Below are 22,348 nucleotides of genomic sequence, written 5' to 3'. Positions count from 1 at the left end.
GGCCCGGGCCGGCGACCCCTACAGTTCTCTCCGAGAACCACCCCGAACGACGACAGGCGACGGGGTGGCCTCGGAGGGAAGTGCAGGGCTCGGGGTCTGGCGCCCTAGCGGAGCCCGGCGAAGCGGGAGCCCGCGAACACGAGCGGGCGCTCCGCGGCCGGGAGGTGCCCGAAGCCAAGCACATCGGCGACGACGATGCGGTGGTCGCCTCCGTCGAACTCCTCGGTAATCGAGCATTCGAACCAGGCCGCGCCGTCAACGAGCACCGGGTGCCCCAGCCGCGGCGCGGGCACAACGGGCACGCCCAGCAGCTTGTTGGCGCGCCTCGACGCCGTGCCCGGATGCGCTATCCGCCTGGCGAGTGCACCCTGGTCGTCTGCGAGTACCGTCGCGCTGAACGTGCCGCCGGCGGCAATCCGCGGCCAGCTTGTCGACGCCCTGCCGACAGAGAGCAGCACGCGGGGTGGATCGATCGACAGCGACACGAACGACTGCAGCACGAGGGCCGCGGGCTCGACCCCGCCCCCGGCATCTGACGCTGCAGCACCTTCTCGCCCCGCCTCGGCCCCCACCTCGGCCCCCCGCGCGGCACCCGGTGCCCCACCAGTCACGACGACGACGCCCGTCGGGAAGCGCCCGAGCACCCCGCGCGCGACACCGGGGTCGCTCGTGTCGGCGCTCACGAGCGCAGCGGCAGCCGCACCGAAGCTTTCGTGCACAGCCGCACCGGCGACCGCCGGAGGGGCAACAGGCAGCACGTAGCTGTAGAGGTCGATGATGCGGTTGCCGCCGATCCACAGCCCGTCTCGTGCCGGGGTGCGGTCGAAGCCGAGCGATTCGTAGAGCCGGTGGGCCCCCGTCATGTTCGGCGCCGTCTTCAAGACGACCGCGGCGAACCCCCGCTCGGCCGCCACGGTCGCGGCGTGCCGCATGAGCGCGGCTCCCACTCCCCTGCGGCGAGCGCCCGGCGAGACACCGAGCAGGCGCAGGTCGAGTTCGTGCTCGGCGACGTCCTCGTGCAGCGATGGGCCGCCTGCCTTTCTCAGTGTCACGCTGCCGACGAGTTCGTTGGTCTGAGATGCTGCGACCCACACCTCGAAATCGCGGTCGCGCACGGCCGACTCGTGGAGCGGGTCGCCACCGCTCTCGCGCGCGCCGTAATCGTGCGCGTAGGCCTCGGTGACGAGCTGATCGATCGCCGCGTATTCGTCTGCGCGTGCGCGGCGGATCGTGAGCGCCTCGCCTTGCGTGGCGGCCGCACCCGTCGCGGCGGCTAGCTGGGCGCCGTGCTGCCCGCTCATGCTGCCTGCTCCGTATGGTCCGGGGCCTGCCGCGCGGACTGCGACGCACCGGCCGGTTGCCACCCGAGCGCTGGGCCAATGCGGGTGGCGAGCTGGTGCAGAATGTGCTTCCAGTCGGCGAGATCGAACTCGAACGGCAGCTCGAACAGGTAGTCGTCTGCCGCGTTGAACGCGAGGTCGTGTTCGATGAATGCGACGATCTCGTCGAGCGACCCGAGCACGTCGGGGGCGATGATCGTGTTCTTGCCGTGCACCTTCTTCGTGCGCGGGGTGCGCGCGTCTGCGTAGGCGCGGTACTTTGCGAGCTGTTCGGGGCTCGCCCCGTCGGTTGGCACGATCACGCGGGCGACCGAGGCGCGGGCGGCGTCTCCCTCTGGGTGGAGCGACCTGAACGCGTCGATCTGTGCGCGCTGCACCTCTGCGAAATCGGTGCGGCCCTCCTCTGCCGAGCTGATGTTGCTGACGAGCCAGTTGAGCCCGGCCTGCCCTGCCCACTTGGCCGAGCGGAGCGAGCCGCCGCCGTACCAGAGCCGTTCAGAGAGCCCGGCGCTGTGTGGCTCGACTCGCTCGGAATCGAAGTCGCCGCCGATGCCGTTGTAGGGCGGCACCTCGCGCACCGGCTCCCCGGCGAGCAGCGAGCGCAGTCGTTCGATGCGCCCGTAGCCGTAGTCTTCACCGCGCCAGCCGGTGTCGAAGACGAGATCGTTCGCCTCGTCGCTGTACCCGGGCGGGTGGACGCTGAGGCCGGGGAGCACGCGCCCGCCGGAGAGCGCGTCGGCGACGCCGAGGTCTTCCGCGAGCCTGAACGGGTTCTCATGCCCGACCGGAATCACGGCGCTGCCGAGCCCGATGCGCTTCGTGCGCTGGGAGACCGCAGAGAAGAAGGTCGCGGGCGATGACAGCCCGTACTGCAGGTGGCGGGTGCGCACCCAGCCGCTGTCGAGCCCGAGCTCTTCGGCGTACTCGAAGAGCTCGATGCCCTCTTCAAGGCCACGGGCCGGGTTGTCGCGGTCGAAGGGAACGAGGTGAATGAAGCCGAGGTGCCGCAGTGGGCGGCGCGCGGTGGCCGGGGTGGTGGAAGTCATTGGAATATCTCCTGGGTAGGTCAATCAGATTTGGTACTCAAGCCCGCCGTGGGCGAGGTGGTAGTCGTTGAGGAACGCGAGCGTGCGCGGGTGCGCGGCGGGGCCGAAGAATGCTTCGGGTGGCGAATCTTGCACGATCCGCCCGCCCTCGAGAAACAGGACGCGGTCTGCGAGCTGACGCACGAAGTGCATCTCGTGCGAGACGATCGCCATCGTCTGCCCCTCTGCCGCGATGCCGCGGATCGTCTGGAGCACCTCGCCGACGAGCTCAGGGTCGAGCGCGCTCGTCGGCTCGTCGAGCAGCAGCACCCGCGGTTTCATGGCGAGCGCCCGCGCGATGCCGACGCGCTGCTGCTGCCCGCCCGAGAGCTGCGACGGGTAGTGCTTGGCGTGACTGGCGAGGCCGACTCTGTCAAGCTGCACGAGCGCCTCGCGCTCCGCTTCGCGCCGGTCGAGCCCGCGGATCACGAGGAGCCCCTCGGCGACGTTCTCGAGCGCGGTCTTGCGGCTGAAAAGCTGGAACTGCTGAAACACCATTGCGGTGTGCCTGCGCAGCTCAAGGATCTCGGCGCGCGTCGCGGTCTGGGCATCGACCGCGAGATCCCCCACAATCACCCGCCCGCTGTCTGGGCGTTCGAGGAAGTCGATGCAGCGCAGCAGGGTTGATTTGCCAGCCCCCGATGGCCCGACGATCGCGGTGACCTCGCCCTGCGCGAATTCGAGCGAGAGGTCGTCGAGGATCACGCGATCACCAAACGACTTGCTGATGTGTTCGAGGGCGATCATGCTGGCACCTCTGTTCGTTGCGATGTTACGGCGGATCGCGGGGTTGGAGCGGATCCCGGGGTTACGGCGGATCCCGGTGTTGCATCGGGGCGCGGCCTCCGGGCCTTCCCCGCGGGCCTTGGCCTCTCCATGCGCGCCTCGATCGCCCTGGCGGCCTGCTCAACGATCACGGTGAGGACCCAGTAGATGATCGCTGTCGCGAGGTAGGCCTCGAAGAAGCGGTAGTCGCGGCCGCCGAGGATCTTCGCGTAGGCCGTGATCTCAACGATGGAGACCACAAACGCGAGCGATGACTGCTTGAGCATGCCGATGAAGTGGTTCACGAGCGTTGGGAAGGCGACCACGGTCGCGTTCGGGATCGTGATGCGGCGCAGCGTCTGCCACGGTGTCATGCCGAGGGAGTGTGCGGCTTCGATCTCGCGGCGATCCACCGAGATGAGGGCGGCGCGGATCGTCTCCGAGCTGTACGCAGCCTCCGTCAGCGCGAACGTGAACGCCGCGACGAGGAAGGGCGACAGCCCCAGCGCGTCGAAGCTCGTGCCGAACGCGTGGTTGATGTACAGGATCGCGATCGGCACAGCGTTCACGTTGAGCAGCAGCTGCACGAGCGGCGGGGTGCCGCGCAGGTACGAGACGAGCACCGCGGAGATCTGGCTGAGTACCGGGACCTTCGCGATCTTGATGAGCGCGAGCAGCAGCCCGAGCGCGGTGCCGAGCACGGTCGCGACGACGGCGAGCGCGATCGTGACCGGGATGTACGGGAGCAGGTCGATCGCGTACTTCCCGATCGCGGGAAAGTCGATGATTGTGTCCATTGGCGCTTGGCCCCGCCCCTACTTTTCGTTCTGGGGCAGCGTCTTCGGTGACACATCGAGGCCGTCGAAGAACTGCTCGCTGAGCTTCGTGAGCGTGCCGTCTTCGCGCAGCTCGGTGAGCGCACCGTTGATCTTCTCGACGACCGCGTCGACGTTTGGCGTCTGCTTCGAGACGGCGTAGGCCGAGAACAGGTTCGTGCCGAAGTCTTCGACGAGCTTCTCGCCGTCGAGCTGCGAGAAGGTGGTGGGGAGCCCCGCCGCGTACCCGGTGTAGACGACCTTGTCGCTGAAGATGAAGTCGACGCCGCCCGTTGCGAGCTGCTTGTACTGCGACTGCAGGTCGAGCTCGGAGTACTGAATGTCGATCTGCTTGTCGGGGTTCGCCTCGTTGAACGCTTCGAGGATCTTGGTGAAGTTCAGGCCGGGCTCGCCATAGGTTCGCTTGCCAGCGAGTTCGTCGAGCGTTGTGGCCCCTTCGAGCTCGGAGCCCTCCGCGACCGCGACGCCGAACTGTGCCTCGATGTAGGGGTCGCTGAAGGCGTACTTCTCGCGGCGCTCGTCGGTTGCCGAGAGGTTGTTCGCGACGATATTGAATCGGCCGGAGTCGAGGCCAGCGAAGAGCGCCGGGAACTCAGCAACCTGGAACTCGAATTCGATGTCGTCGAGCTTCTCGTCGACGAGCTTCAAGATCTCGATGTCGTAGCCGGTGAGCTCGTCGTTCTCGTCGAGGAACGTGAATGGCTTGGGCGATGCGCCCGTCGCGACGAGCAGCTGCTGGGTTTCTGGGCCGGTGGCCGCCGCCGGTTTCTCCGCCGCCGCGCAACCCGTCGCGCCCATTGCGACGGCCGCGAGCGTGCCGAGGACAAGGGTGGTGCGAGCGAAGCGGTTCATGGTGGTTCCTTTCGGGTGGCGAGCGACGGGGTCGTCGCGACTGCGCCTCGCCCAGATTAGGAAGCAATCAAACATAACCACAAGCAATGTCTCCCATTGTTACAAATTATGTCATGGGTGGGATTTTGCGCTTCGAGCGGGTTCGCGCGCGACCGCAAGAAGCCCACGCGAAGGGCAAGTAGACTGTGGGGGTGACTGAGCGTGTATTGATTAAGGACCTGGCCGCCCGCGAAGACGGCCCCGTACGCGTATCCGGCTGGGTTGAGAAGGTACGCGACCAGCGGTACGTGCAGTTTGTCGTGCTCCGCGACGAGTCGGGCGCAGTGCAGCTCGTCAACGGCGGCGTGCTGCGCGAGCCCGACCCAGAGAACCCGCGCTCCGACATCCTCGTGCCCCGTACGACCACCATCTCCGAGCTCACCCACGGCACCTTCGTGACCGTTGAAGGTGAGCTGCAGCACAACGAGCGCGTGAAGCTCGGTGGCGTCGAGATTCAGATCGAGACGATTGAGGTCGTCACGAAGGCGCTGCCAGACAACCCCGTCGCAGACGACTCGAACATCGACGTGCGCCTCGACTGGCGCTTCCTCGACCTGCGCCGCCCCGAGCAGAACCTCGTGTTCCGCGTGCAGACCACCTTCCTCCACGCGCTGCGCAACCTCTGGGTTGAGCGCGGCTTCATCGAGATTCAGACCCCGAAGCTCATGGCGTCGGCGTCGGAGTCGCGCGCGGAGCTCTTCGAGGTCGAGTACTTCGAGGGCAAGGCGTTTCTCGCGCAGAGCCCGCAGTTCTTCAAGCAGATGGCGCAGGCTGCCGGCTTCGGCGGCATCTTCGAGGTCGGCCCAGCCTTCCGCGCCGACCACTCGTTCACCTCGCGCCACGCGACCGAGTTCACCTCGATCGACACCGAGCTCAGCTGGATCGACTCACACGAAGACGTCATGGAGCTTCACGAGGAGCTCATCGTCGCCGGCCTCACCGCGGTGAAGGAGAAGCACGGGGAAGAGATCCAGAAGCTCTTTAATGTCGACCTCCAGGTGCCAGCACGCCCGTTCCCGCGCATCCCGCTCGCCGAGGCGAAGGAGATCGTGAAGGCACGCGGCTACGAGGTACCCCGCGCAGACGCCGACATGGACCCGGAGGGCGAGCGCCAGATCGCCGCTCACGTGAAGGAAGCGTTCGGCACCGACTTCGTGTTCCTCACGGACTACGATTCGTCGATCCGCCCGTTCTACCACATGCGCAACGAGGAGAACCCGCAGCTCACCAAGAGCTACGACCTCATCTACCGCGGCACCGAGATCTCGACTGGCGCGCAGCGCGAGCACCGCATCGACGTACTCGAGGCCCAGGCCCGCGACAAGGGGATGGACCCGGCGGAGCTCGGCTTCTACCTCGACTTCTTCCGCTACGGCATGCCGTCGCACGGCGGCTTCGGCATGGGCCTGAACCGCGTGCTCATGCTCATGCTCGAGCAGCCCTCGATCCGCGAGACGACCTACCTGTTCCGCGGCCCGAATCGCCTGCTCCCCTAGGCGCAGCACACGCGCGAATCGGCGCCCTCCGCTCAGCCGGAGGGTGCCGATTTCTGTTTCATGGCCCGACTATGTCGGTGGCAACGTGCTCCACTTGCAGTCAGCATTTAACCCTGCAATTCCGCTCGTACCGGTGGCAACCAGCCAAGCTGATTTCCAGCCCCCCGCACCGGTGAGCCTCACCGCCACTGTTGCTCCTCCGCCCAACAACCCGCCGAGCAGCCCGAGGTTGAACTCAACCTTTGCTGCGCTCGGCGTACCTGTCACCGTCACGCTCCCCAGCAGCGCCGATGTCAACGGAGTGAGACCGCCATTCGCCAAGTGCCCATACTCAGCGCTTGCCATGGTGTACCCGGTTGCTCCGGCTGGAACCCGCCACTCGAGTGTGAGCTTCGGTGTTGCCCCGAGTAGGCCGGGGTCAAACCCACATTTCGCGGTACGTGGCTCTGGGGTCGGAACTGTGGTTGCCGCGAATGAGGCACGCCCCGCTTCAGCATCCACCCAGGCAGCAGCTGACTCCTCGGAGGGCATGAGCGCAACAGCACCGAGGGCGAGCGCTAGCATGCACGCGGCGATCCGAGTCCGAAGCCCCGTCGCCCGCGCAGGCTCCGCAGCCCGCTCGCCATGCACCAAGCGCGGGCTCCGGGTCGAATGCGTGAACGCCGCATACCTCATGTGCCCACCGCCCTTCGGCGATGCGCGGTCAGCCCGGCTGCACCGGCGGCCCCAAGCCCAAGGGCCACGCTTGCGAGGCCGAGCAGCCAGGCAAGGTTCGACGTAGCCCCGGTCTCACTCAGCGCCCCGACTCTCCCGGGGGCCGCCGTGACTGTTTCGCCCTCTCCAGTTGCCCTCATCAGCACCTCGACTGTGCCGTCGGCCGGGGCGGCAATCGTCGCGTTCACCAGGAACCAGCGTTCTGCCCCGTCTCTGAGCACCGTCACCAGTTGTGCTTCCCCGTCGATGTCAACGACCCCCTGCCCACCGACGGTTGTCTCGTTGCCGCTGCAACCTCCTCCGACCCACCGCACATCGCACTCGCGTACGTTGAGGCTGAGACCGAGATCGCGCGCCCCGTTGGCTTCGAGGCTCACCGTCACTTCGTTCGCTCCGCCCGCCGTCGTGCGCACACCAATTTGCCACGGCACCGGCACACCGGGGCGCATCGCGCGCATCTCTTTGGTGTCGCCAATCGACGTTATGGTGATGAAGCGCCCAGTGGTAACAACAGGCACCGGCTCGGACGAATCGACGTTTTCGGCCTCGAGCAGGGCGCCCACTATTGGCACGGGCTCGGCCGCCGACGCGGGTGGCGTCGAGAGCGGCGCAAGCGTCAGGGCGCCCCACAGCAGAACCGAGGCTCCAAGTGTCAGTGCCGCATCGGCAGCGACCCGCTCATGTTTCGGCCTCCGGGGCTGACTGGGCTCCCTGTCTCGGGGCTCACGCGGCCAGAATGCCCAGGTCACCAGGGTTGCGGCGCCCAACGTCATCGCGCCGAGCACCCAGGGGTTCGAGAACCACACGACTACCCGAGCGAGATGCGGCACCGACCCCAGTACGCGACGCGCATCTGTCACCTCGTAGGGTGCTGGGTCTTCAGCGTCGTTCGCATCACCGCGCATGGTAATTGTTCGAGATTCACCTGAGCCTTCGACCGAGGTCACTCGGTGTGTAACTGGCAGCATGCCTGGCCGATCGACCGTGAGCACGTCACCCACCCGAATCTCGCTCGCTGGAATCGTGCGGACAACCGCGAGGGAGCCCGCCGGAATTGTCGGCGACATCGAACCGGTCTTGAACATGATGAGCGAGATGTGGAACGCGAGCGACAGCACGACAAGCACGATGCACGCAAGACCACCGATGGCGGCAAGGTTCAGGAGCATGTTCCCTACCGCCGGCAGCCCACCATCTCGCTGTCTCGCCACCGATGTACCACCTCTCAAATCTCGTCGATGCAGATGCTGAGCAAGCTATGACGCTGAAGTCGCCGTCAGGGTCCACGTGGCCGACGCGTTCAACCCCTGGGCCGCGTTACTCGTGCCGGGTGGGAGCGAAACTGCGAAGCAGTAGGCCACCACCGCCCCTGCCGCCGCGACGAGCGGCTGAGCGCCAGTCGCACCGACGCTCAGGGCGCTGTCATTCGGCACGACAACCGCGCCTGAGGCAAATGACGTTGCATCGCAGGCAGCGCCCGCGGGAATCGTTCGCACCCCGTATTTCAGGAATGCTCCGAGCCCGGTTCCCGTGACCGTTGCTCCACCGAGTGCGACCGCCCCAGCTACATTCGTTGCAGAGGTCGTGCGCACAACAAAACGCGCGTAGCTGGTCGCTCCGGGCGACATCGTCGAGGAGTTCACCGAGAAGCTGAGCGCCGCGGGCCCGCTGGAGGGATGTTCAGAAAACGTGGAACCGTCAGTCGACCCTTCGATCGCGAATTGACTCGCGGTGAAGGCACCGCGAGCTATCTCGGTGTCAGTCCATGCTGCGAGCGTCAGAGTGCCACCGACCCCGAGCACCAACGCACCGGCGAGCAGCGCGCGGGCTCGGGTGAACCAGCTCGGTGGCGCGGCAGAGTACCTCCCCCGAGCCCGCCCCTTGCGAGTGCGGCCGTTCATGGCTGAGCTACAGGGTCGCGCCGGATTCAGCGGTGAATGTCCAAGTAATCGACCCACTCTGACCCTGGGCCAGAGTGTCATCTGCGGACACCTGGAAGCAGAGATATGTCGGGTCGTCCAGTGCCGCAAGTTCGAACGTCGGCACGTTCGCATCTGTGCCGGTCTGGAAGGTGGTCGCGTCGCAACCCGCACTGGTGGTGTAGACGTAGCTCGCAGTCGTCCCGGCGAGCGCAGCAGTCATGTCTTGTTCTACCGTAACCATGCCTGCGTAGTCAGAGTTGGCTTCGAGCCGCACGGCGAACCCTGCGTAAACGGCACTTTCGGGAGAGAGTTTGTTTGCTCCCACCTCAAAGCTCAGCGTCGCCGGGGCAGCACTCGTTGGGTGATCATCAAAGGTCGAACCGTCGGTCGAGCCCTCGATCCCAAAGTTGCCGCTGCTGAAGATGCCGCGGGCCCATTCCGTATCCGTCCAGGCGGCGAGCGTAATCGCAGCTCCAACACCAAGCACGAGGCCACCGGCAAGAATTGCCCGCGCCTTCGTCCATCCGCGTCGTGGGTTTTCTGCCTTTTCGGCTTCATTGAGTGACATCAGCAATACCCCTTTGTATCGTCTCGTCGAGAACACCTCGACGATGCTCTGGCCACATGCTACGACAACATATTCAATTGACATAGGGATTCAACAGAACATCTACCCAGCAATCACTCGTCAGACCGGGTTGCACCCGCACCCACAACCGCACCCGGGCTGGCCGTGAGGGCGGTAACGGCCACCTGGCGCCTCGGCTTTTGGCGGCGGCCTACCGCCACGCGGGAAGGGCCGCTTCGTTTGTGGTGGGACAATGGTGCAATGACTACCGGATCGCACAGCCAAGTTCAGCTCGACAACGAGCACTTTCGGGTGACTCAGTGGACGATCATGCCGGGCGGCACGATTCCCATGCACGTGCACGAGCACGAATACGTCGTCGTTCCGCTCGTGACCGCATCGATGCACGTGAAAAACGCCGACGGCACCAGCTTCGAGGCCGCGCTCGAAACCGGAGTGAGCTACTCGCGGCCGGCGGGCTCGGAGCACGAGATCAGCAACACGGCCTCGACCGAGCCGATTGTCTTCGTCGAGGTGGAGAAACTCTAGCGCCCGCGCAGCGCTCCCACAGCGGCTCGCACGCGCTGCTGCAGCGTCGGCGCGTTCACCGCAGGAAGCCGAGCCTCCAATGCCGCTATCTCGCGCTGCAGACGCGCGCGCATGTTATTGAGGTCGCGCACCGCCAGCGCCGCCGCGCCAGCTCGGGTGGTCCACTGACTCCAGCTCTTGCCGGCACGCGGCCCGGGCGCGCTCACCAACAGAGCACAGGTGCTCACCACGCCAAGAAGGCCCACCGCCAATGATTCTTTGCCCACCGCCCACAGGGGAAGCGCGTTCGCGGCCACGGCGGCATGCACCCCGATCATTGGCAGCAGCAGCGCTACGCGAGTGACCCGGTCTCTGGCACCGTAAAGGAACCGCAGATTCATCAGGTTGTACGCTGTGATAATCGCGGAGATCGCGCAGAATACGAGGAGTGCGAAAAACATCTCCTGCAGACTCGTCAGCCCTGCGGCTACAGAGAATGCCACCCCTACCGCTGTCGCGATCGCGGCGCTCGCCATCCCGGCCCCGGTGGTGTGTTCGCCGCGCGGCTCGAGTTTCTTCAGTCGACCTGTGACCCACGCGGCGTTCTCTCTGGCGTGCGCGAGTTTCATCGAGTTCTCAACCACAACGAACCCGCCGAGCTGAACGGCGAGGAAGAATGCGAGCCCCGATACGGGCAGCAGCACCACGAGCCCGCCAGCGAGCTGCGGGTCGGCAATACAGGCGGCGAAGATCAGGAGTATTGCTGGCATCAGCGCGCCCATCGTCAGCTGCGCGACCGTTCCCAGCAGCCTCTGCGTCGCCCCCGCATTGCGCAACTGCGCGATCTGCCCACCAATCACGATCGCGTAGAAGCTCAGCAGCACGGGAATGTACGCCCCGAGCCCCCACCCAATGTGCTCGAGCGCTCGCGTTCCTGCTATCGGTACGAGTGCCCAAAAATCACCAAACAACTCGCCCCGCACAGGGGCTCCGAGCACTATGACGACGAGCGCCGACGACGCGAGACCGTAGAGGAGAATCTCGAACGTGGGCCATTTCCATGAGCGTGCGGGCGGCAACTCGCCCGCCGTGTGCTGATCGGTCATGCCCTCACCATAGGAGAGGCCTCAGACGTCGCTGCCCCGGCCTGCCACCCAGACCTAGCCCTGCGAGTTGCTAGGTGCCCGAGCGGCCGCTTGGCCGCGAGCGCACCGAGGTCGAGAAACTCTAGCGACGCCTCGCGACAACGACCGTGTCGAAGTGGGTGCCGGGCTCGCCCTCGGGCCCGGTCGCGGCACGCTCACGAACCTCCGCGACCTCGATGCTCCACTCGGCGCCCTCGAGCGCGAGCTCTGCGAGCTCATCTTCGGGGCGCGGGAAGTGCGTCGGGCCGCGGTGCTCGTGGCCTGCTGCCCACGACGGCGCTGCCGCGTGGGCGATGATGGCGAGCGTGCCACCTGGGGCGACGCGACCAGCGGCAGCGCGCAGCACTGGCCCGCGCGGGAGCTGCGCCGGCGATTGCAGAAAGCTGGCGGTCACGAGCTCAAAGGGCCGCTCTGAGCCGTCGACGCCAGCGGGCTGATCAGCCCACCGCGCGAGGTCGGCGTCGATGAACGTCGCCGACACGCCGCGCGCCTCAGCCTCAGCCCTTGCGCGCTCGATCGCGGTCTGAGACAGGTCGATACCGGTTGCCTCCCAGCCGCGCTCGGCGAGCCACAGCACGTCGCCGCCCTCGCCGCAGCCGAGGTCGAGCGAGCGGCCTGGAGTGAGCGACGCCACGACAAGCGCGAGCGTCTCGTTCACGCGCCCCGACCACATTCGGTCGGCCTCGCCATAGCGGGCCTCCCAGAACGCCTTCGGGTCGAGTGCTGCCTCGGTCATCGTGTTCCCTCCGCCGCGAGCCCGAAATCTTCTTCAACTAGCGCGTAGTTTACCGCCGCGCCCGCCTGCGCTCCCGCGCCCATCGCGATCGGCACGGTTGCCATCGGGTTGACGATGTTGCCGATCGCCCAGACGCGCGGGTGGCTGGTGTTGCCCATCGGATCCACCGCGAGAAAACTACCGAACGGCGCGTCGGTGCGCTCGAGCCCAAGCCCAGCGAGAAACTCGTCGCGCGGCGTCATCGTGGCAGCCGTGAACACCGCGTCGATGTTGTGGAGCGCCCCGTCGCTCGTGCGCACACCCGCGAGCCCTGCGGCACCCCCGACAACCTCTGTCACCGCCGCCGGCACGAGCGCCACCCCGCGGGCGCTGAGCTCCCGTTCGACCGCGGCGTCAAGCTCACCGAGCCCCGCGCTGAACACCGTGAGGCTGTCGGTCCACTGCCGCAGCAGCTTCGCCTGGTGCAGCGAAGCCGGCGACGTCGCGATCACCGCGAGGCGCTGCCCGCGCACCTCCCAGCCGTGGCAGTACGGGCAGTGCAGCACGGAACTGCCCCAGTGCGCGGCGAGGCCGGGGATATCGGGGAGCACGTCGACGACCCCGGTCGCGACGACAAGCGCGCGGGTGCGGATCGTCGTGGGCGCGCCGCCCGCCCGGCCCTCGACGTCGAGCACCAGCCCGTTTTTACCCTCGCGAACGGCTGAAACAAGCCCCACAGCGAACTCGACGCCGTAGGCCTCGGCCTCGGCGCGCCCGCGCGCAATGAGCTCGCCGGGCGGGGTGCCGTCGAGCCCGAGCACGTTGTGCATGTGACCGGCGAAGCGGTTTCGGGGCTCGCCCGAATCGATCACGAGCGTGCGCCGAAGTGACCTGCCGAGCGCCTGGGCCGCGCTCAGGCCTGCCGCCCCGCCGCCGATGATGACCGCGTCGAAGCCGTTGGCGGCAGGTTGCGAGGGTTCGTGTGGTGTGGTCTGCATGCGACCATCGTCGCGAAAGAATGCCATTGCGGCAACCGAACTTGCACAATTGGCAAGGGTGGCTTAGGTTTCTCTCAGCGCGACTAGCGAAAGAAGGCATGCCCATGGACGCACTCGACCAGCTCGGCCCGCGGCTGAGAACAGCCAGGCAGCAGCGCGGCTGGACACTCGAAGACCTCGCCGGGCGCGCCGGCATGTCGACGTCGACGCTGTCTCGGCTCGAGTCTGGGAAGCGCCAGGCGAGCCTCGAGCTACTGTTGCCGCTCACTGGCCAGCTCGGGATCCGCATCGATGACCTGCTCGAGCAGCGTGCGCGCGACCCGCGGGTGCACCGCACCCCGGTGACCCGCGGCGGCATGACAATCGCCCCGCTGACACGCCAAGAATCTGACGTGCGCGCGTTCAAAATCACCTACCGCCCTGGCGCTCCCGTGCGCGAACCCCAAGTACACGACGGGCACGAGTGGATCTACGTGCTGACGGGCGAACTCGAACTCACCCTCGGCGACCAGGTGCTCGTGCTGGAGCCGGGCGAGGCCGCCGAGTTCGACACCGTCGTTCCCCACCGCATGCGCGCCGCTGGAACGAAACCCGCCGAGGTCATCAGCATCTTCAATGCCGCCGGCGAACGGGTGCACGTGCACACCCCCGTGGGCGAAGCCGACGCGAGCGAGATCGCGCCCGATCATGGCTGAGCGCGTCGCCCACCTCGTCATCGGCGGCGGCGTCATGGGGCTCGCCGCGGCCTGGCAGCTCGCCCGAAGAGGCGAGCACGTGCGCCTCGTCGAGCGGTTCGGCCAGCACCACACGCGCGGCGCCTCGCACGGCTCCACCCGCAACATCAATAACGCCTACCACGAGGCGCACTACCTCGACCTGTTCGACGAGGCGCTCGGGCTGTGGCGCGAGCTCGAGCGCGGGGCGCCCGAGCCGCTACTCGGGCTGCACGGGCTCGTCACGCAGGGTGACGAAGTCGTGGTGCTCGCGGCGCACGCGGCACTCGCCGAGCGCGGCGCCGATGCGCAGCTGCTCGACCCCGCGGCCGCGGCCGCCCGCTGGCCGGGCATGCGCTTTCGGGGGCCGGTGTTGCTCGGCCGCCAGGCCGGGGTGGGGTATGCGGCCCGCGCGCTCAGCGCCATGGAGGCCGCTGCCGAGCGCGATGGCGCGGTAATCGAGCGGGGCCAGCGGGTGCTCTCGATCGAGCCCTACGCGGGGGCCGGCGGCGCAGACGGGCCCGTGCGGGTCGAGCTCGCGGCGCCGGGCGGCGAGCGGCGCACCATCGAGGCGGATCGCGTGATCGTGGCAGCTGGGGCCTGGACAGCGCCCCTGCTCCGCGACCTCAGCGGGCCGGGCGGCCCCATCGAGCTGCCACAGCTCACCGTCACCGAGGAACACCCGGCGCACTTCACCCCGCGCGACCCTGGCCTGCCCTGGCCGTCGTTCAACCACATGTTCGCGCCCGCCCAGCTCGACGAGCGCGGCGGCAACGTCTACGGCATGCCGAGCCCAGGCGAGGGCGTGAAAGTCGGGCTGCACGCGGTCGGCCACGAGGTCGACCCCGATAAGCGCACGTTCCGCGCGACCGACGAGGTGCGCGCGGCAGTGCGCGAGCACGTCGCGGAGTGGTTCCCGGGGCTCGACCCAGACACGGGCGTCGAAATCAGCTGCACCTACACCTCCACCGCGTCGGGGCGCTTCGTGCTCGAGCGCTTCGGCCCCATCACGGTCGCCGCAGGGTTTTCGGGCCACGGCTACAAGTTTGCGCCCGCCATCGGGCGAATTCTCGCCGACTCGGCGACGGGTTCAGCGCCTCCGCCCGCCGCGTTCAGGCTCGCCGCGCACGGTCGCGGCGCTGCCGCGGAGTGAGGTGGGCGCCCGGCTCGGGGCGCCCGGCTCGGGCCCGGCTCGGTGCGCCCGGCTCGGGCCCGGCGCCCGGTTCCCCGCTACAGTTGGAAGTCGACCGCCGAACGGGCCGCAGCGCGCGCCTTGACCACGCCGGCAGCCGCGACGTGATCGGGGTTGATCGCGTAGGCGTCGAGCGCGGCCTTGTCTTCGTGGTCGCTCACAAGCACGACGTCCCAGTTACCGTCGGTGTCAAAGCCGTTGGGGTAAACGTTGAGCGCAAGAACTCCGGGCACGATATCGCGCAGCGGCGTGAGCGCTTCGACGACCTCTCGCGCCTGAGCGGCGCGCTCCGCGGCGGTCTCGCCGTTCATCTTCCAGCTCACAATGTGGCGCACGGCCATGGGGGCTCCTTTGGTGTTTCGGTGTTCTTGGGTGTGGATCGCGGGCCTAGCGGCGCCAGAACGTCTTTCTCGCACAGCCGGCAGCCCGCCGCACGGCAGCCTCGAACTTGTCGGGGTCGACTCGCCAAATGGCGTGGCGCTTCTCACCGATGCGCACCACCGGAATGTCTTCGGAGTGTAGTCGCGCGAGCGCCTCGTCCTCGAGAATATTGAGCTCGACAAGCTCGGTCGCGACGCTCTCGGCGGCGAGCTTCGCGCGCACGCCCTCGACAACCTCGCGCGCGTCGTCGCAGAGGTGACAGCCGGGTTTGCCGATCAGGGTGATGCGCACAGGTTCCACCCTGCCAGTCTAGGGTGCGCGGGCGTCGGGCCTGACGGGCGCACAGGGGCGCACGGCGCCGAGCGCGCACCAACACACACAAGAAAGGGCGCCGAGCCGAAGCTCGACGCCCAAGTCACACAGCCGCTGATGCGGCGGAAGTGACTACTTCTTGTTGCGGCGCTGGTGGCGCGTCTTCCGAAGCAGTTTGCGGTGCTTCTTCTTGGACATACGCTTGCGGCGCTTCTTGATTACTGAACCCATCAGTTACCTCACGTCTCTCGGGGCCGTACGGGGCCTACCCGTAACGTGGCCCACAATCACAACAGTCTACAACGCCGCGCTGGCTCGCGCGAACTGAGCGGCCACTCTCGCGGCTGAAGCCACTACTCTCGCAGCTTAAATCGGGCGACAAGCTCCTTCACGCGGTGCTCGGCGACGGCAGCAGCGCGCCCGATGCGCTCGGCCGCGCTCGCGGCCTCTTCGGGCAAAACGTGCTCGCCGTCGTGCAGCCCCTCGGGGCCGGTCACCGTCGAACCGTTGCCGTCAAGGTACTCAACGGTAACCTCGGTGTCGAAGCCCGCTGAGAGAAACGGGATGACGAAGTCTTCGACCATTTCGAGCGGTTCGGCGTTCAGCGAGTAAAACCGGTGCTGCCCTTCTTCGCGCACCGTCACTAGTTCGGCGTCGCGCAGCACCTTCAGGTGCTTCGAAACTGTAGGCTGGCTGATCTCAAGCTGGTTCACAATTTCGGAGACGCTCATCTCGGCGTCGTCGGCATGACGATCGAGCAGCACCTGCAAGATGTCACGCCTGGTCGCGTCTGCGATCACTCCGAAAATGTCTGGCATAGACACCAGGGTATCCCGACCAGTGTGTAGCATGACAACATTGAACCCCACCGTTCGCTGAAAGAAGGAGATGTGAGCTCAAGCGCACTCGCCAATAGGGCTCCCTTTCAGGGAAACCGGTCGTCGTGGTTTCAAGCGCTCGTCCACACCACCCCAGCCCGATTCGCGATTCTCGTCTTCACGAGCCTGGTTGCGATCTGGACTGCCCTGCTCGCGCTCCCCATCTCGAGCGCGGCCGGCACGATCACCCCACTCGCCGATGCGCTCTTCACTGCCGTTTCGGCAATCTGCGTCACCGGGCTGTCGACGGTCGATATGGCGACGCAGTGGTCGTTGTTTGGCGAGATTGTCATCTTGCTCGGCATTCAGATCGGCGGCGTCGGAGTGCTCACGATCGCGAGCCTGCTCGGCCTGACGGTCACACGCAGGCTCGGCCTCAGGCAGCGCCTGCTCGTCGCGAGCGACACGAACCCCAATCGCACCGCGCGCGGCGCCTCCGAGAGCCAGGCCGTCGGCCTCGGCGATATCGGCGGGCTGCTCGGCGCGGTCGCCATCAGCCTGCTGGTCATCGAGGCGGGGCTGACCCTGCTCATCACCCCGCGCCTCATGGCAGACGGCATGGATTTTTGGCACGCCCTGTGGAACGGGTTCTACCTCGCCGCCTCGGCGTTCACGAACACCGGCTTCGTGCCGCTCGCGGGCGGGCTTGAACCATACCTCGGCGATTACTACCTGCTCACGGTGCTCGCGATTGGCGTGTTTCTCGGCAGTATCGGGTTCCCGGTGATTTTTGCCCTCTACCGCTACGTCATCAAGGGGTCTGAGAAGCGCCGCCACATTGGCCTGCACGCAAAGCTCACGCTCGCGACCACGCTGATCTTCGTGGTGCTCGGCTGGCTGCTCATCACCTCGCTCGAGTGGAACAACCCGCAAACGCTTGGCGCGGAGCCCGTCGGGCGCACGCTCTACGACGCGTGGTACATGTCGATCATGACTCGCTCGGGCGGGCTCGGCATCATCGACCCGATGGAGATGAACGGGTCGACGCGCCTCGTGCTCGACATGCTGATGTTCGTGGGTGGCGGATCGGCCTCGACAGCTGGCGGCATCAAGGTGACGACGATCGCGGTGCTCTTCCTCGCGGCCTACGCCGAGGCCCGCGGCTACCAAGACATGCAGGCGTTCGGCAGGCGAATTCCGACCGAGGTGCTCAGGGTCGCGGTCTCGGTGCTCATCTGGGGCGCGACGATCGTGCTCATCTCGACGACCGCGATCATGCACATCGCCGGTACCACACTCGACGAGACGCTGTTCGAGGTGATCTCTGCGTTTGGCACGTGCGGCCTGAGCACCGGCCTGTCTGAGGAGCTCCCCGACGCGGGCAAATACATTCTTGCGGCGACGATGTGGGCGGGCCGTGTCGGCACCGTCACCCTCGCCGCCGCGGTTGCGGCCACCAGCCGGTCGCAGCTGTTCAGGTTCCCAGAGGAAAGGCCGATCGTTGGTTGATATTCGAAGTGATGCCCCCGTCATCGTGATCGGGCTCGGCCGGTTTGGCGCGTCTACCGCTGGCCAGCTCGATCGGCAAGACCGCGAGGTGCTCGTCGTTGATAGCAACGCCGAGCTCGTGCAGAAGTGGTCTGACCGCGTGACGCACGCGGTGCAGGCCGACGCGCGCTCGATGGAGGCGCTGCAACAGATCGGCGCAGACGAGTTTCAGATCGCTGTCGTAGCGACGGGCGCATCGATTGAGTCGAGCGTGCTCATCGCAGCAAACCTCGTCGATCTCGGCATTCCCCAGATCTGGGCGAAGGCCATCTCGCACTCGCACGGCAAGATTCTCGAGCGCATTGGCGTGAACCACGTCATCTACCCCGAGCGCGAGGCCGGGGAGCGCGTCGCCCACCTGCTCTCGGGTGCGATGCTCGATTTCATTCAGTTCGACGATAACTACGTCATCGCGAAGATGTACCCGCCGCGCTCGGTGCGCGGCCGCACGCTGCGCGAGAGCGGGGTGCGCACCCGCTACCGGGTGACCGTCGTCGGGGTGAAAACCCCGGGGCAGCCGTTCACGCACGCGACGCAAGAGACGGTGATCTCGACGCACGACCTCATCATCGTGTCGGGCACCGCCGCCGATGTGGAGCGCTTCGCCACCATCGGCTAGCCGGGCTGCCGGGCTGCCGGGCTGCCGGGCTGCGGCGCAAGATAGGCAATCAGCACAAGATAGACCCAAAACCAAGGCCCCGGCCCGTACGACGGCAGAAACCCTATCTACCGCAGCTTGCCCAGCAAGCCCACCCCCAACCGCAGCCCCGCGCGCCCTACTCCCCGCGCTCGAGCTCCTCCGAGCGCCGCACATTCGCGGCCAGCGCACGGTCGAACAGCTCGCCCCAGCCCGCATCCTGCAGCACGAACACGGCCTGCTCGGTTGTGCCCTTCGGGCTCGTGACGTTGCGGCGCAGCTGCGCGGGGTTCTCGCCGCTCTGCACGAGCAGCTCGGCCGCGCCAGAGACGGTGCCGTTCACCAGCGTGCGGGCCTGTTCCGGGGTGAAGCCTCGGCGAATGGCCGCGGCCGTCATTTCTTCAACGTAGAGAAAGAGATACGCGGGGCCCGAGCCCGACACCGCGGCCACGTCGTTAATCTGTTCCTCGCGCACGACGATCACGTCGCCGACGGTCTCAAACACCCGCCGCACGGTCTCGACCGCTTCGGCAGAGGCCGAGGATCCGCCCGCGACGCCCGCGACCCCGCGCCCGAGGTGCGACGGCGTATTCGGCATCGCCCGCACCACCTGCGCCCCGGGCAGCTCCGCCTCAATCTGCGCGCACGAGACACCTGCCGCGACGCTCACGACGATGGTGCCGGGGGCGATGTCTGGCGCGATCTCGCGCGCGACATCAGCGATCATCCACGGCTTCACCGCGAGCATCACGACCTCGGCATCGCGCACGGCCATGCGGTTTGCCCCGGGCTCGGTCTCTGCGGCGAGCGCCACCACATCGGCGGCTCCGGCGAATTCGTCGGCGCTTGCCTGCGAGTTCGTGGTGACGGTGATCGGCAGCGCGATCCGCACGGCGGGGCTTCGCAGCCCGGCAAGGATAGCGCCGCCCATCGAGCCGACGCCGATCATTGCGGTGCGCGGAAGGGCCTGGGTCTCGGGCTGCGTTGTCATGCCACCAGTCTGCCCGACAAAGTTGGGTCTTCGCCCCGCGTCGACGACTGACTTTGTGCGTCTGCCGCGCCGTACCCCCGGTAAAGCATAGGCTGCCGCATACACTTGAGCCCGAGGGCATCATTCCAGGAGGCATCATGAGTAGTGAAGGCGGCAAGCGCGCGATCATTGCGGCGCTCCTCGCGAACGTTGGCATCGCGATTACGAAGTTCGTTGCGTGGGCGCTGTCAGGGTCCTCGGCGATGCTGGCCGAGGGCGTCCACTCGCTCGCAGACTCTGGCAACCAGTTGCTGCTGCTCGTCGGGCGACGCAAGTCCAAGCGGGCCCCCGACCGCGAGCACCCGTTCGGCTACGGCCGCGAGCGCTACATCTACGCCTTCATCGTCGCGATCGTCTTGTTTACGGTCGGCGGCCTGTTCTCGATCTGGGAGGGCATCTCGAAGATTCGCGACCCGCACACGATCGAGATGTGGTGGCTTCCGCTCGCCGTTCTCGCCGTCGCGATCGTGCTCGAGAGCCTGTCGCTGCGCACCGCGATCAAGGAGAGCCGCCCCCACAAGGGCCCCTCGACCTGGCTGAGCTTCATTCGCCGCGCGAAGTCACCGGAGCTCCCAGTGATCCTCCTCGAAGACTTTGCCGCCCTCGTCGGCCTGTCATTCGCGTTCGTCGGCGTTGGGCTGACTGTTCTCACCGGCAACACGTTCTTCGATGCCGCTGCAACGATTCTCATCGGCGCGCTGCTCATCGCCGTCGCCGTCATCATCGGCATCGAAACGAAGAGCCTGCTCATCGGAGAGGGCGCCACCGCCGAAGATGTGCAGAAGATTCAGTTCGCGCTCGCAGACGCGAAAGAGATCGACCGCATCATTCACATGAAGACCCTGTATCTCGGGCCCGACGAGATCATGGTCGCCGCGAAGGTGTCGCTGCCGGCGACCACCACGATGTCTGAGGTCTCGGTGATCATCAACATGGCCGAGCGTCGCGTGCGCGAGGCCGTGCCTGCGGCCCGGGTGATCTACATCGAGCCCGACGTGTGGCTCGACCCGAACCTGCCGACGCCGACGACCAGCTCGATCGTCATGCTGTCGAGCGACTGACCGATGGTGCTCATCGACGACCCCAGCTGGCCCGCCCACGGCAAGCTGTGGGCGCACCTCGTGAGCGACGACAACCTCGACGAGCTCCACGAGTTCGCGGCTGCGAACGGCATTCCCAGGCGCGGGTTCGACGTCGACCACTACGACGTGCCCGCTGAGATGCACTCGGCGCTCATTGCTGCTGGTGCGACCCACGTTGGAGGGCGCGAGCTCGTTCGACGGTTAATCGCCTCAGGTCTGCGCGTGACGATGCGGGAGCGCCGCGGCCGCTAGCCAGCCGCACCCACTGGCGGGGAACGGCGGATCTCCTATTCGCGCGAGGGCAAGTTTCGAGAACGATCGCCGGCCGTTTACCACCCGGTCACCATCGCGCGAACTGGCGTTCGCCAGGCCTTTCTATCGTTGACGCGTCAGGTCGGGAAACTCAGGTTTCGGGCGGCGCCAGTGCCGACCCGGGTGAGCCCCGAGACACCAACGAAAGGCTCACTGTGACTTCACGTGTCTTCTACCGCCGCGCCGCCCTCACGGCCGGGGTTCTCGCGCTCACCGGCGCCCTCGCGGCGTGCTCGCCGGGCGCACCGGCCTCGGAGGGTGGTGGCTCCGACGGCTCCGTCGACGCAGCGACTGCCACCAGCGCCGCCGACTTCGGCGGCATGGACGCGCTCGTTGAGGCGGCGAAGGCAGAGGGCCAGCTCAACGTCATCGCCCTCCCCGAGGATTGGGCGAACTACGGCGAGATCATCGCCGGGTTCGAAGAGAAGTACGGCATCACCGTGAATTCGGCGTCGCCCGACGCCTCGAGCGCCGAGGAGATCCAGGCTGCCGAGAACCTCAAGGGCCAGGACACCGCGCCCGACGTCTTCGACCTCGGCGCCGCCGTCGCGCTGACGAACACCGACAAGTTCGCGCCGTACAAGGTCGAGAAGTGGGACGAGATCCCCGCCGAAAACAAGGAGTCGACGGGCCTCTGGGTAAACAACTACTCGGGCATCATGTCGCTCGGCTACGACGCAGACAAGCTCTCGGAGCCGAAGCAGGTCGACGACCTGCTCGGGTCGGAGTTCAAGGGCGCGGTCGCGCTCAACGGTGACCCCACGCAGGCCGGCGCGGCCTTCGCCGCGGTCGGCTCGATCTCGGCGCTGAACGGCGGCGGCATCGACGATTTCGGCCCCGGCATCGACTTCGCTCAGAAGCTGCGCGACGCCGGCAACTTCCTCACCGTCGACCCGACCCCTGCGACGATCGCGTCGGGCGAGACGCCCGCGGTCTTCGACTGGTCGTTCAACAACATCGCGGCGGCCGCCGACAAGCCGAGCTGGAAGACCACCGTGCTCGACGGCCCCGTCTACGTCTCGTTCTACAACGAGGCCATCAACGCCGACGCACCGAACCCCGCTGCCGCCCGCCTCTGGCAGGAGTGGATCTTCTCGGACGAGGCGCAGGCCCTGTTCCTCGAGGGTAACGCCGTGCCCGTCAGGATCGATGCGCTCAAGGAGGCAGGATCGGTCGACGAGCAGCTCATCGAGCAGGTGAGCTTCGGCACGAGCTCAGAGGACTGGATCTCGCCCGATCAGGCACAGACCGACGCCGCGAACGCGCTGCTCTCCGAGCGCTGGGCTGCGGTCGTCAAGTAAGCGCCTCGGCCTGTGTGCC

25 protein-coding genes are annotated in these 22,348 nt (G+C 67.0%); 9 read left to right on the top strand and 16 right to left on the bottom strand.

Annotation, left to right across the window (positions count from 1 at the left end; all coding sequences use genetic code 11):
- Positions 1–104: 104 nt before the first annotated feature.
- The 5 genes from ABD115_RS01515 to ABD115_RS01495 are packed head-to-tail and all read right to left on the bottom strand — an operon-like array spanning position 105 to position 4,878.
- The gene (locus ABD115_RS01515; RefSeq protein ID WP_343957463.1) at positions 105–1,301 is read right to left on the bottom strand and encodes a GNAT family N-acetyltransferase; all 1,197 of its coding nucleotides are present in this window, start codon (positions 1,299–1,301) and stop codon (positions 105–107) included.
- Positions 1,298–2,386, bottom strand: coding sequence for an LLM class flavin-dependent oxidoreductase (locus ABD115_RS01510; RefSeq protein ID WP_343957461.1), 1,089 nt, complete (start codon positions 2,384–2,386; stop codon positions 1,298–1,300). The genes ABD115_RS01515 and ABD115_RS01510 overlap by 4 nt, the downstream gene beginning before the upstream one ends.
- A 24-nt stretch (positions 2,387–2,410) precedes the next feature.
- Entirely contained in the window at positions 2,411–3,172 is a 762-nt protein-coding gene (locus tag ABD115_RS01505; protein ID WP_343957459.1) for an amino acid ABC transporter ATP-binding protein, read from the bottom strand.
- Positions 3,169–3,987: an amino acid ABC transporter permease gene (locus ABD115_RS01500; RefSeq protein ID WP_343957457.1), complete on the bottom strand. Its 819-nt coding sequence runs from the start codon at positions 3,985–3,987 to the stop codon at positions 3,169–3,171. The genes ABD115_RS01505 and ABD115_RS01500 overlap by 4 nt, the downstream gene beginning before the upstream one ends.
- An 18-nt stretch (positions 3,988–4,005) precedes the next feature.
- The gene (locus ABD115_RS01495) at positions 4,006–4,878 is read right to left on the bottom strand and encodes a transporter substrate-binding domain-containing protein (protein WP_343957455.1); all 873 of its coding nucleotides are present in this window, start codon (positions 4,876–4,878) and stop codon (positions 4,006–4,008) included.
- A gap of 191 nt (positions 4,879–5,069) precedes the next feature.
- On the opposite strand from ABD115_RS01495, the gene aspS reads away from it, so the two are divergent.
- Complete coding sequence (aspS, locus tag ABD115_RS01490) at positions 5,070–6,413, top strand: aspartate--tRNA(Asn) ligase (protein WP_343957453.1); 1,344 nt, start codon at positions 5,070–5,072, stop codon at positions 6,411–6,413.
- Positions 6,414–7,084: 671 nt separating this feature from the next.
- On the opposite strand, the gene ABD115_RS01485 is transcribed toward aspS, so the two are convergent.
- From ABD115_RS01485 to ABD115_RS01475, 3 genes are read right to left on the bottom strand one after another with little or no spacing between them, the layout of a single operon-like run.
- Positions 7,085–8,338 (bottom strand): signal peptidase I, encoded by a 1,254-nt coding sequence (locus tag ABD115_RS01485; protein WP_343957452.1) that lies wholly within the window; start codon positions 8,336–8,338, stop codon positions 7,085–7,087.
- Between the two features lie 45 nt (positions 8,339–8,383).
- Positions 8,384–9,028 carry a SipW-dependent-type signal peptide-containing protein gene (locus ABD115_RS01480; RefSeq protein WP_343957450.1) on the bottom strand — a complete coding sequence of 215 codons (645 nt, stop codon included), beginning with the start codon at positions 9,026–9,028 and terminating at the stop codon, positions 8,384–8,386.
- A gap of 7 nt (positions 9,029–9,035) precedes the next feature.
- Positions 9,036–9,701 carry a SipW-dependent-type signal peptide-containing protein gene (locus tag ABD115_RS01475; RefSeq protein ID WP_343957447.1) on the bottom strand — a complete coding sequence of 222 codons (666 nt, stop codon included), beginning with the start codon at positions 9,699–9,701 and terminating at the stop codon, positions 9,036–9,038.
- Between the two features lie 177 nt (positions 9,702–9,878).
- Here ABD115_RS01475 and ABD115_RS01470 point away from each other — a divergent pair, with 177 nt between their 5' ends.
- Positions 9,879–10,166: a cupin domain-containing protein gene (locus ABD115_RS01470; protein WP_343957444.1), complete on the top strand. Its 288-nt coding sequence runs from the start codon at positions 9,879–9,881 to the stop codon at positions 10,164–10,166.
- Here ABD115_RS01470 and ABD115_RS01465 read toward each other — a convergent pair.
- From ABD115_RS01465 to ABD115_RS01455, 3 genes are all read right to left on the bottom strand, one after another.
- A complete protein-coding gene (locus tag ABD115_RS01465) occupies positions 10,163–11,251 on the bottom strand; it encodes a hypothetical protein (protein WP_343957442.1) in 1,089 nt (362 codons plus the stop codon). The two genes, ABD115_RS01470 and ABD115_RS01465, sit on opposite strands and share 4 nt — an antisense overlap.
- 121 nt (positions 11,252–11,372) lie before the next feature.
- Positions 11,373–12,026 (bottom strand): class I SAM-dependent methyltransferase, encoded by a 654-nt coding sequence (locus ABD115_RS01460; protein ID WP_343957440.1) that lies wholly within the window; start codon positions 12,024–12,026, stop codon positions 11,373–11,375.
- On the bottom strand, positions 12,023–13,003 hold the full coding sequence (locus tag ABD115_RS01455; RefSeq protein WP_343957438.1) for an NAD(P)/FAD-dependent oxidoreductase: 981 nt from the start codon (positions 13,001–13,003) through the stop codon (positions 12,023–12,025). The genes ABD115_RS01460 and ABD115_RS01455 overlap by 4 nt, the downstream gene beginning before the upstream one ends.
- A gap of 104 nt (positions 13,004–13,107) precedes the next feature.
- Between ABD115_RS01455 and ABD115_RS01450 the strand changes: the two genes are divergently transcribed.
- Both ABD115_RS01450 and ABD115_RS01445 read left to right on the top strand, forming a co-directional pair.
- Complete coding sequence (locus ABD115_RS01450; protein WP_343957437.1) at positions 13,108–13,698, top strand: helix-turn-helix domain-containing protein; 591 nt, start codon at positions 13,108–13,110, stop codon at positions 13,696–13,698.
- On the top strand, positions 13,691–14,869 hold the full coding sequence (locus tag ABD115_RS01445) for an FAD-dependent oxidoreductase (RefSeq protein WP_343957435.1): 1,179 nt from the start codon (positions 13,691–13,693) through the stop codon (positions 14,867–14,869). The genes ABD115_RS01450 and ABD115_RS01445 overlap by 8 nt, the downstream gene beginning before the upstream one ends.
- Before the next feature lie 77 nt (positions 14,870–14,946).
- Here ABD115_RS01445 and ABD115_RS01440 read toward each other — a convergent pair whose 3' ends face one another.
- From ABD115_RS01440 to ABD115_RS01425, 4 genes are all read right to left on the bottom strand, one after another.
- Complete coding sequence (locus tag ABD115_RS01440; protein ID WP_343957433.1) at positions 14,947–15,249, bottom strand: Dabb family protein; 303 nt, start codon at positions 15,247–15,249, stop codon at positions 14,947–14,949.
- 46 nt (positions 15,250–15,295) lie between these two features.
- Positions 15,296–15,589, bottom strand: coding sequence for a glutaredoxin family protein (locus ABD115_RS01435; protein ID WP_343957431.1), 294 nt, complete (start codon positions 15,587–15,589; stop codon positions 15,296–15,298).
- Positions 15,590–15,733: 144 nt separating this feature from the next.
- Positions 15,734–15,832 carry a 30S ribosomal protein bS22 gene (locus ABD115_RS01430; RefSeq protein ID WP_005504750.1) on the bottom strand — a complete coding sequence of 33 codons (99 nt, stop codon included), beginning with the start codon at positions 15,830–15,832 and terminating at the stop codon, positions 15,734–15,736.
- 122 nt (positions 15,833–15,954) lie between these two features.
- Positions 15,955–16,419, bottom strand: a complete 465-nt coding sequence (locus ABD115_RS01425) for an ArsR/SmtB family transcription factor (protein WP_343957429.1) — start codon at positions 16,417–16,419, stop codon at positions 15,955–15,957.
- 168 nt (positions 16,420–16,587) lie between these two features.
- Here ABD115_RS01425 and ABD115_RS01420 point away from each other — a divergent pair, with 168 nt between their 5' ends.
- Entirely contained in the window at positions 16,588–17,928 is a 1,341-nt protein-coding gene (locus ABD115_RS01420; RefSeq protein ID WP_382389521.1) for a TrkH family potassium uptake protein, read from the top strand.
- The gene (locus ABD115_RS01415; RefSeq protein ID WP_343957425.1) at positions 17,921–18,586 is read left to right on the top strand and encodes a potassium channel family protein; all 666 of its coding nucleotides are present in this window, start codon (positions 17,921–17,923) and stop codon (positions 18,584–18,586) included. The genes ABD115_RS01420 and ABD115_RS01415 overlap by 8 nt, the downstream gene beginning before the upstream one ends.
- 157 nt (positions 18,587–18,743) lie before the next feature.
- Here ABD115_RS01415 and proC read toward each other — a convergent pair whose 3' ends face one another.
- Positions 18,744–19,595 carry a pyrroline-5-carboxylate reductase gene (proC, locus tag ABD115_RS01410; protein WP_343957423.1) on the bottom strand — a complete coding sequence of 284 codons (852 nt, stop codon included), beginning with the start codon at positions 19,593–19,595 and terminating at the stop codon, positions 18,744–18,746.
- 137 nt (positions 19,596–19,732) lie between these two features.
- On the opposite strand from proC, the gene ABD115_RS01405 reads away from it, so the two are divergent.
- From ABD115_RS01405 to ABD115_RS01395, 3 genes are all read left to right on the top strand, one after another.
- Complete coding sequence (locus tag ABD115_RS01405; protein WP_343957421.1) at positions 19,733–20,695, top strand: cation diffusion facilitator family transporter; 963 nt, start codon at positions 19,733–19,735, stop codon at positions 20,693–20,695.
- Positions 20,696–20,698: 3 nt separating this feature from the next.
- Positions 20,699–20,968 (top strand): DUF4031 domain-containing protein, encoded by a 270-nt coding sequence (locus tag ABD115_RS01400; RefSeq protein WP_343957418.1) that lies wholly within the window; start codon positions 20,699–20,701, stop codon positions 20,966–20,968.
- 215 nt (positions 20,969–21,183) lie between these two features.
- On the top strand, positions 21,184–22,329 hold the full coding sequence (locus ABD115_RS01395; RefSeq protein WP_343957416.1) for an ABC transporter substrate-binding protein: 1,146 nt from the start codon (positions 21,184–21,186) through the stop codon (positions 22,327–22,329).
- Positions 22,330–22,348 lie beyond the last annotated feature (19 nt).

This window comes from Leucobacter albus (assembly GCF_039528015.1).
Lineage (GTDB): Bacteria > Actinomycetota > Actinomycetes > Actinomycetales > Microbacteriaceae > Leucobacter > Leucobacter albus.
Note: the sequence above shows the minus strand (reverse complement) of the source record. Positions and strands in the feature narration are given on the sequence as shown.

Excerpts from the sequence above, each read along its gene's own strand:
- ABD115_RS01440 (WP_343957433.1), bottom strand. The coding sequence starts at position 15,249 with ATGGCCGTGCGCCACATTGTGAGCTGGAAGATGAACGGCGAGACCGCC.
- ABD115_RS01510 (WP_343957461.1), bottom strand. The coding sequence starts at position 2,386 with ATGACTTCCACCACCCCGGCCACCGCGCGCCGCCCACTGCGGCACCTC.
- ABD115_RS01470 (WP_343957444.1), top strand. The coding sequence starts at position 9,879 with ATGACTACCGGATCGCACAGCCAAGTTCAGCTCGACAACGAGCACTTT.
- ABD115_RS01405 (WP_343957421.1), top strand. The coding sequence starts at position 19,733 with ATGAGTAGTGAAGGCGGCAAGCGCGCGATCATTGCGGCGCTCCTCGCG.
- ABD115_RS01445 (WP_343957435.1), top strand. The coding sequence starts at position 13,691 with ATGGCTGAGCGCGTCGCCCACCTCGTCATCGGCGGCGGCGTCATGGGG.
- proC (WP_343957423.1), bottom strand. The coding sequence starts at position 19,595 with ATGACAACGCAGCCCGAGACCCAGGCCCTTCCGCGCACCGCAATGATC.
- ABD115_RS01430 (WP_005504750.1), bottom strand. The coding sequence starts at position 15,832 with ATGGGTTCAGTAATCAAGAAGCGCCGCAAGCGTATGTCCAAGAAGAAG.
- ABD115_RS01505 (WP_343957459.1), bottom strand. The coding sequence starts at position 3,172 with ATGATCGCCCTCGAACACATCAGCAAGTCGTTTGGTGATCGCGTGATC.
- ABD115_RS01480 (WP_343957450.1), bottom strand. The coding sequence starts at position 9,028 with ATGAACGGCCGCACTCGCAAGGGGCGGGCTCGGGGGAGGTACTCTGCC.
- ABD115_RS01475 (WP_343957447.1), bottom strand. The coding sequence starts at position 9,701 with ATGTCAATTGAATATGTTGTCGTAGCATGTGGCCAGAGCATCGTCGAG.
- ABD115_RS01455 (WP_343957438.1), bottom strand. The coding sequence starts at position 13,003 with ATGCAGACCACACCACACGAACCCTCGCAACCTGCCGCCAACGGCTTC.
- ABD115_RS01500 (WP_343957457.1), bottom strand. The coding sequence starts at position 3,987 with ATGGACACAATCATCGACTTTCCCGCGATCGGGAAGTACGCGATCGAC.
- ABD115_RS01465 (WP_343957442.1), bottom strand. The coding sequence starts at position 11,251 with ATGACCGATCAGCACACGGCGGGCGAGTTGCCGCCCGCACGCTCATGG.
- ABD115_RS01450 (WP_343957437.1), top strand. The coding sequence starts at position 13,108 with ATGGACGCACTCGACCAGCTCGGCCCGCGGCTGAGAACAGCCAGGCAG.
- ABD115_RS01460 (WP_343957440.1), bottom strand. The coding sequence starts at position 12,026 with ATGACCGAGGCAGCACTCGACCCGAAGGCGTTCTGGGAGGCCCGCTAT.
- ABD115_RS01425 (WP_343957429.1), bottom strand. The coding sequence starts at position 16,419 with ATGCCAGACATTTTCGGAGTGATCGCAGACGCGACCAGGCGTGACATC.
- ABD115_RS01495 (WP_343957455.1), bottom strand. The coding sequence starts at position 4,878 with ATGAACCGCTTCGCTCGCACCACCCTTGTCCTCGGCACGCTCGCGGCC.
- ABD115_RS01515 (WP_343957463.1), bottom strand. The coding sequence starts at position 1,301 with ATGAGCGGGCAGCACGGCGCCCAGCTAGCCGCCGCGACGGGTGCGGCC.
- ABD115_RS01400 (WP_343957418.1), top strand. The coding sequence starts at position 20,699 with ATGGTGCTCATCGACGACCCCAGCTGGCCCGCCCACGGCAAGCTGTGG.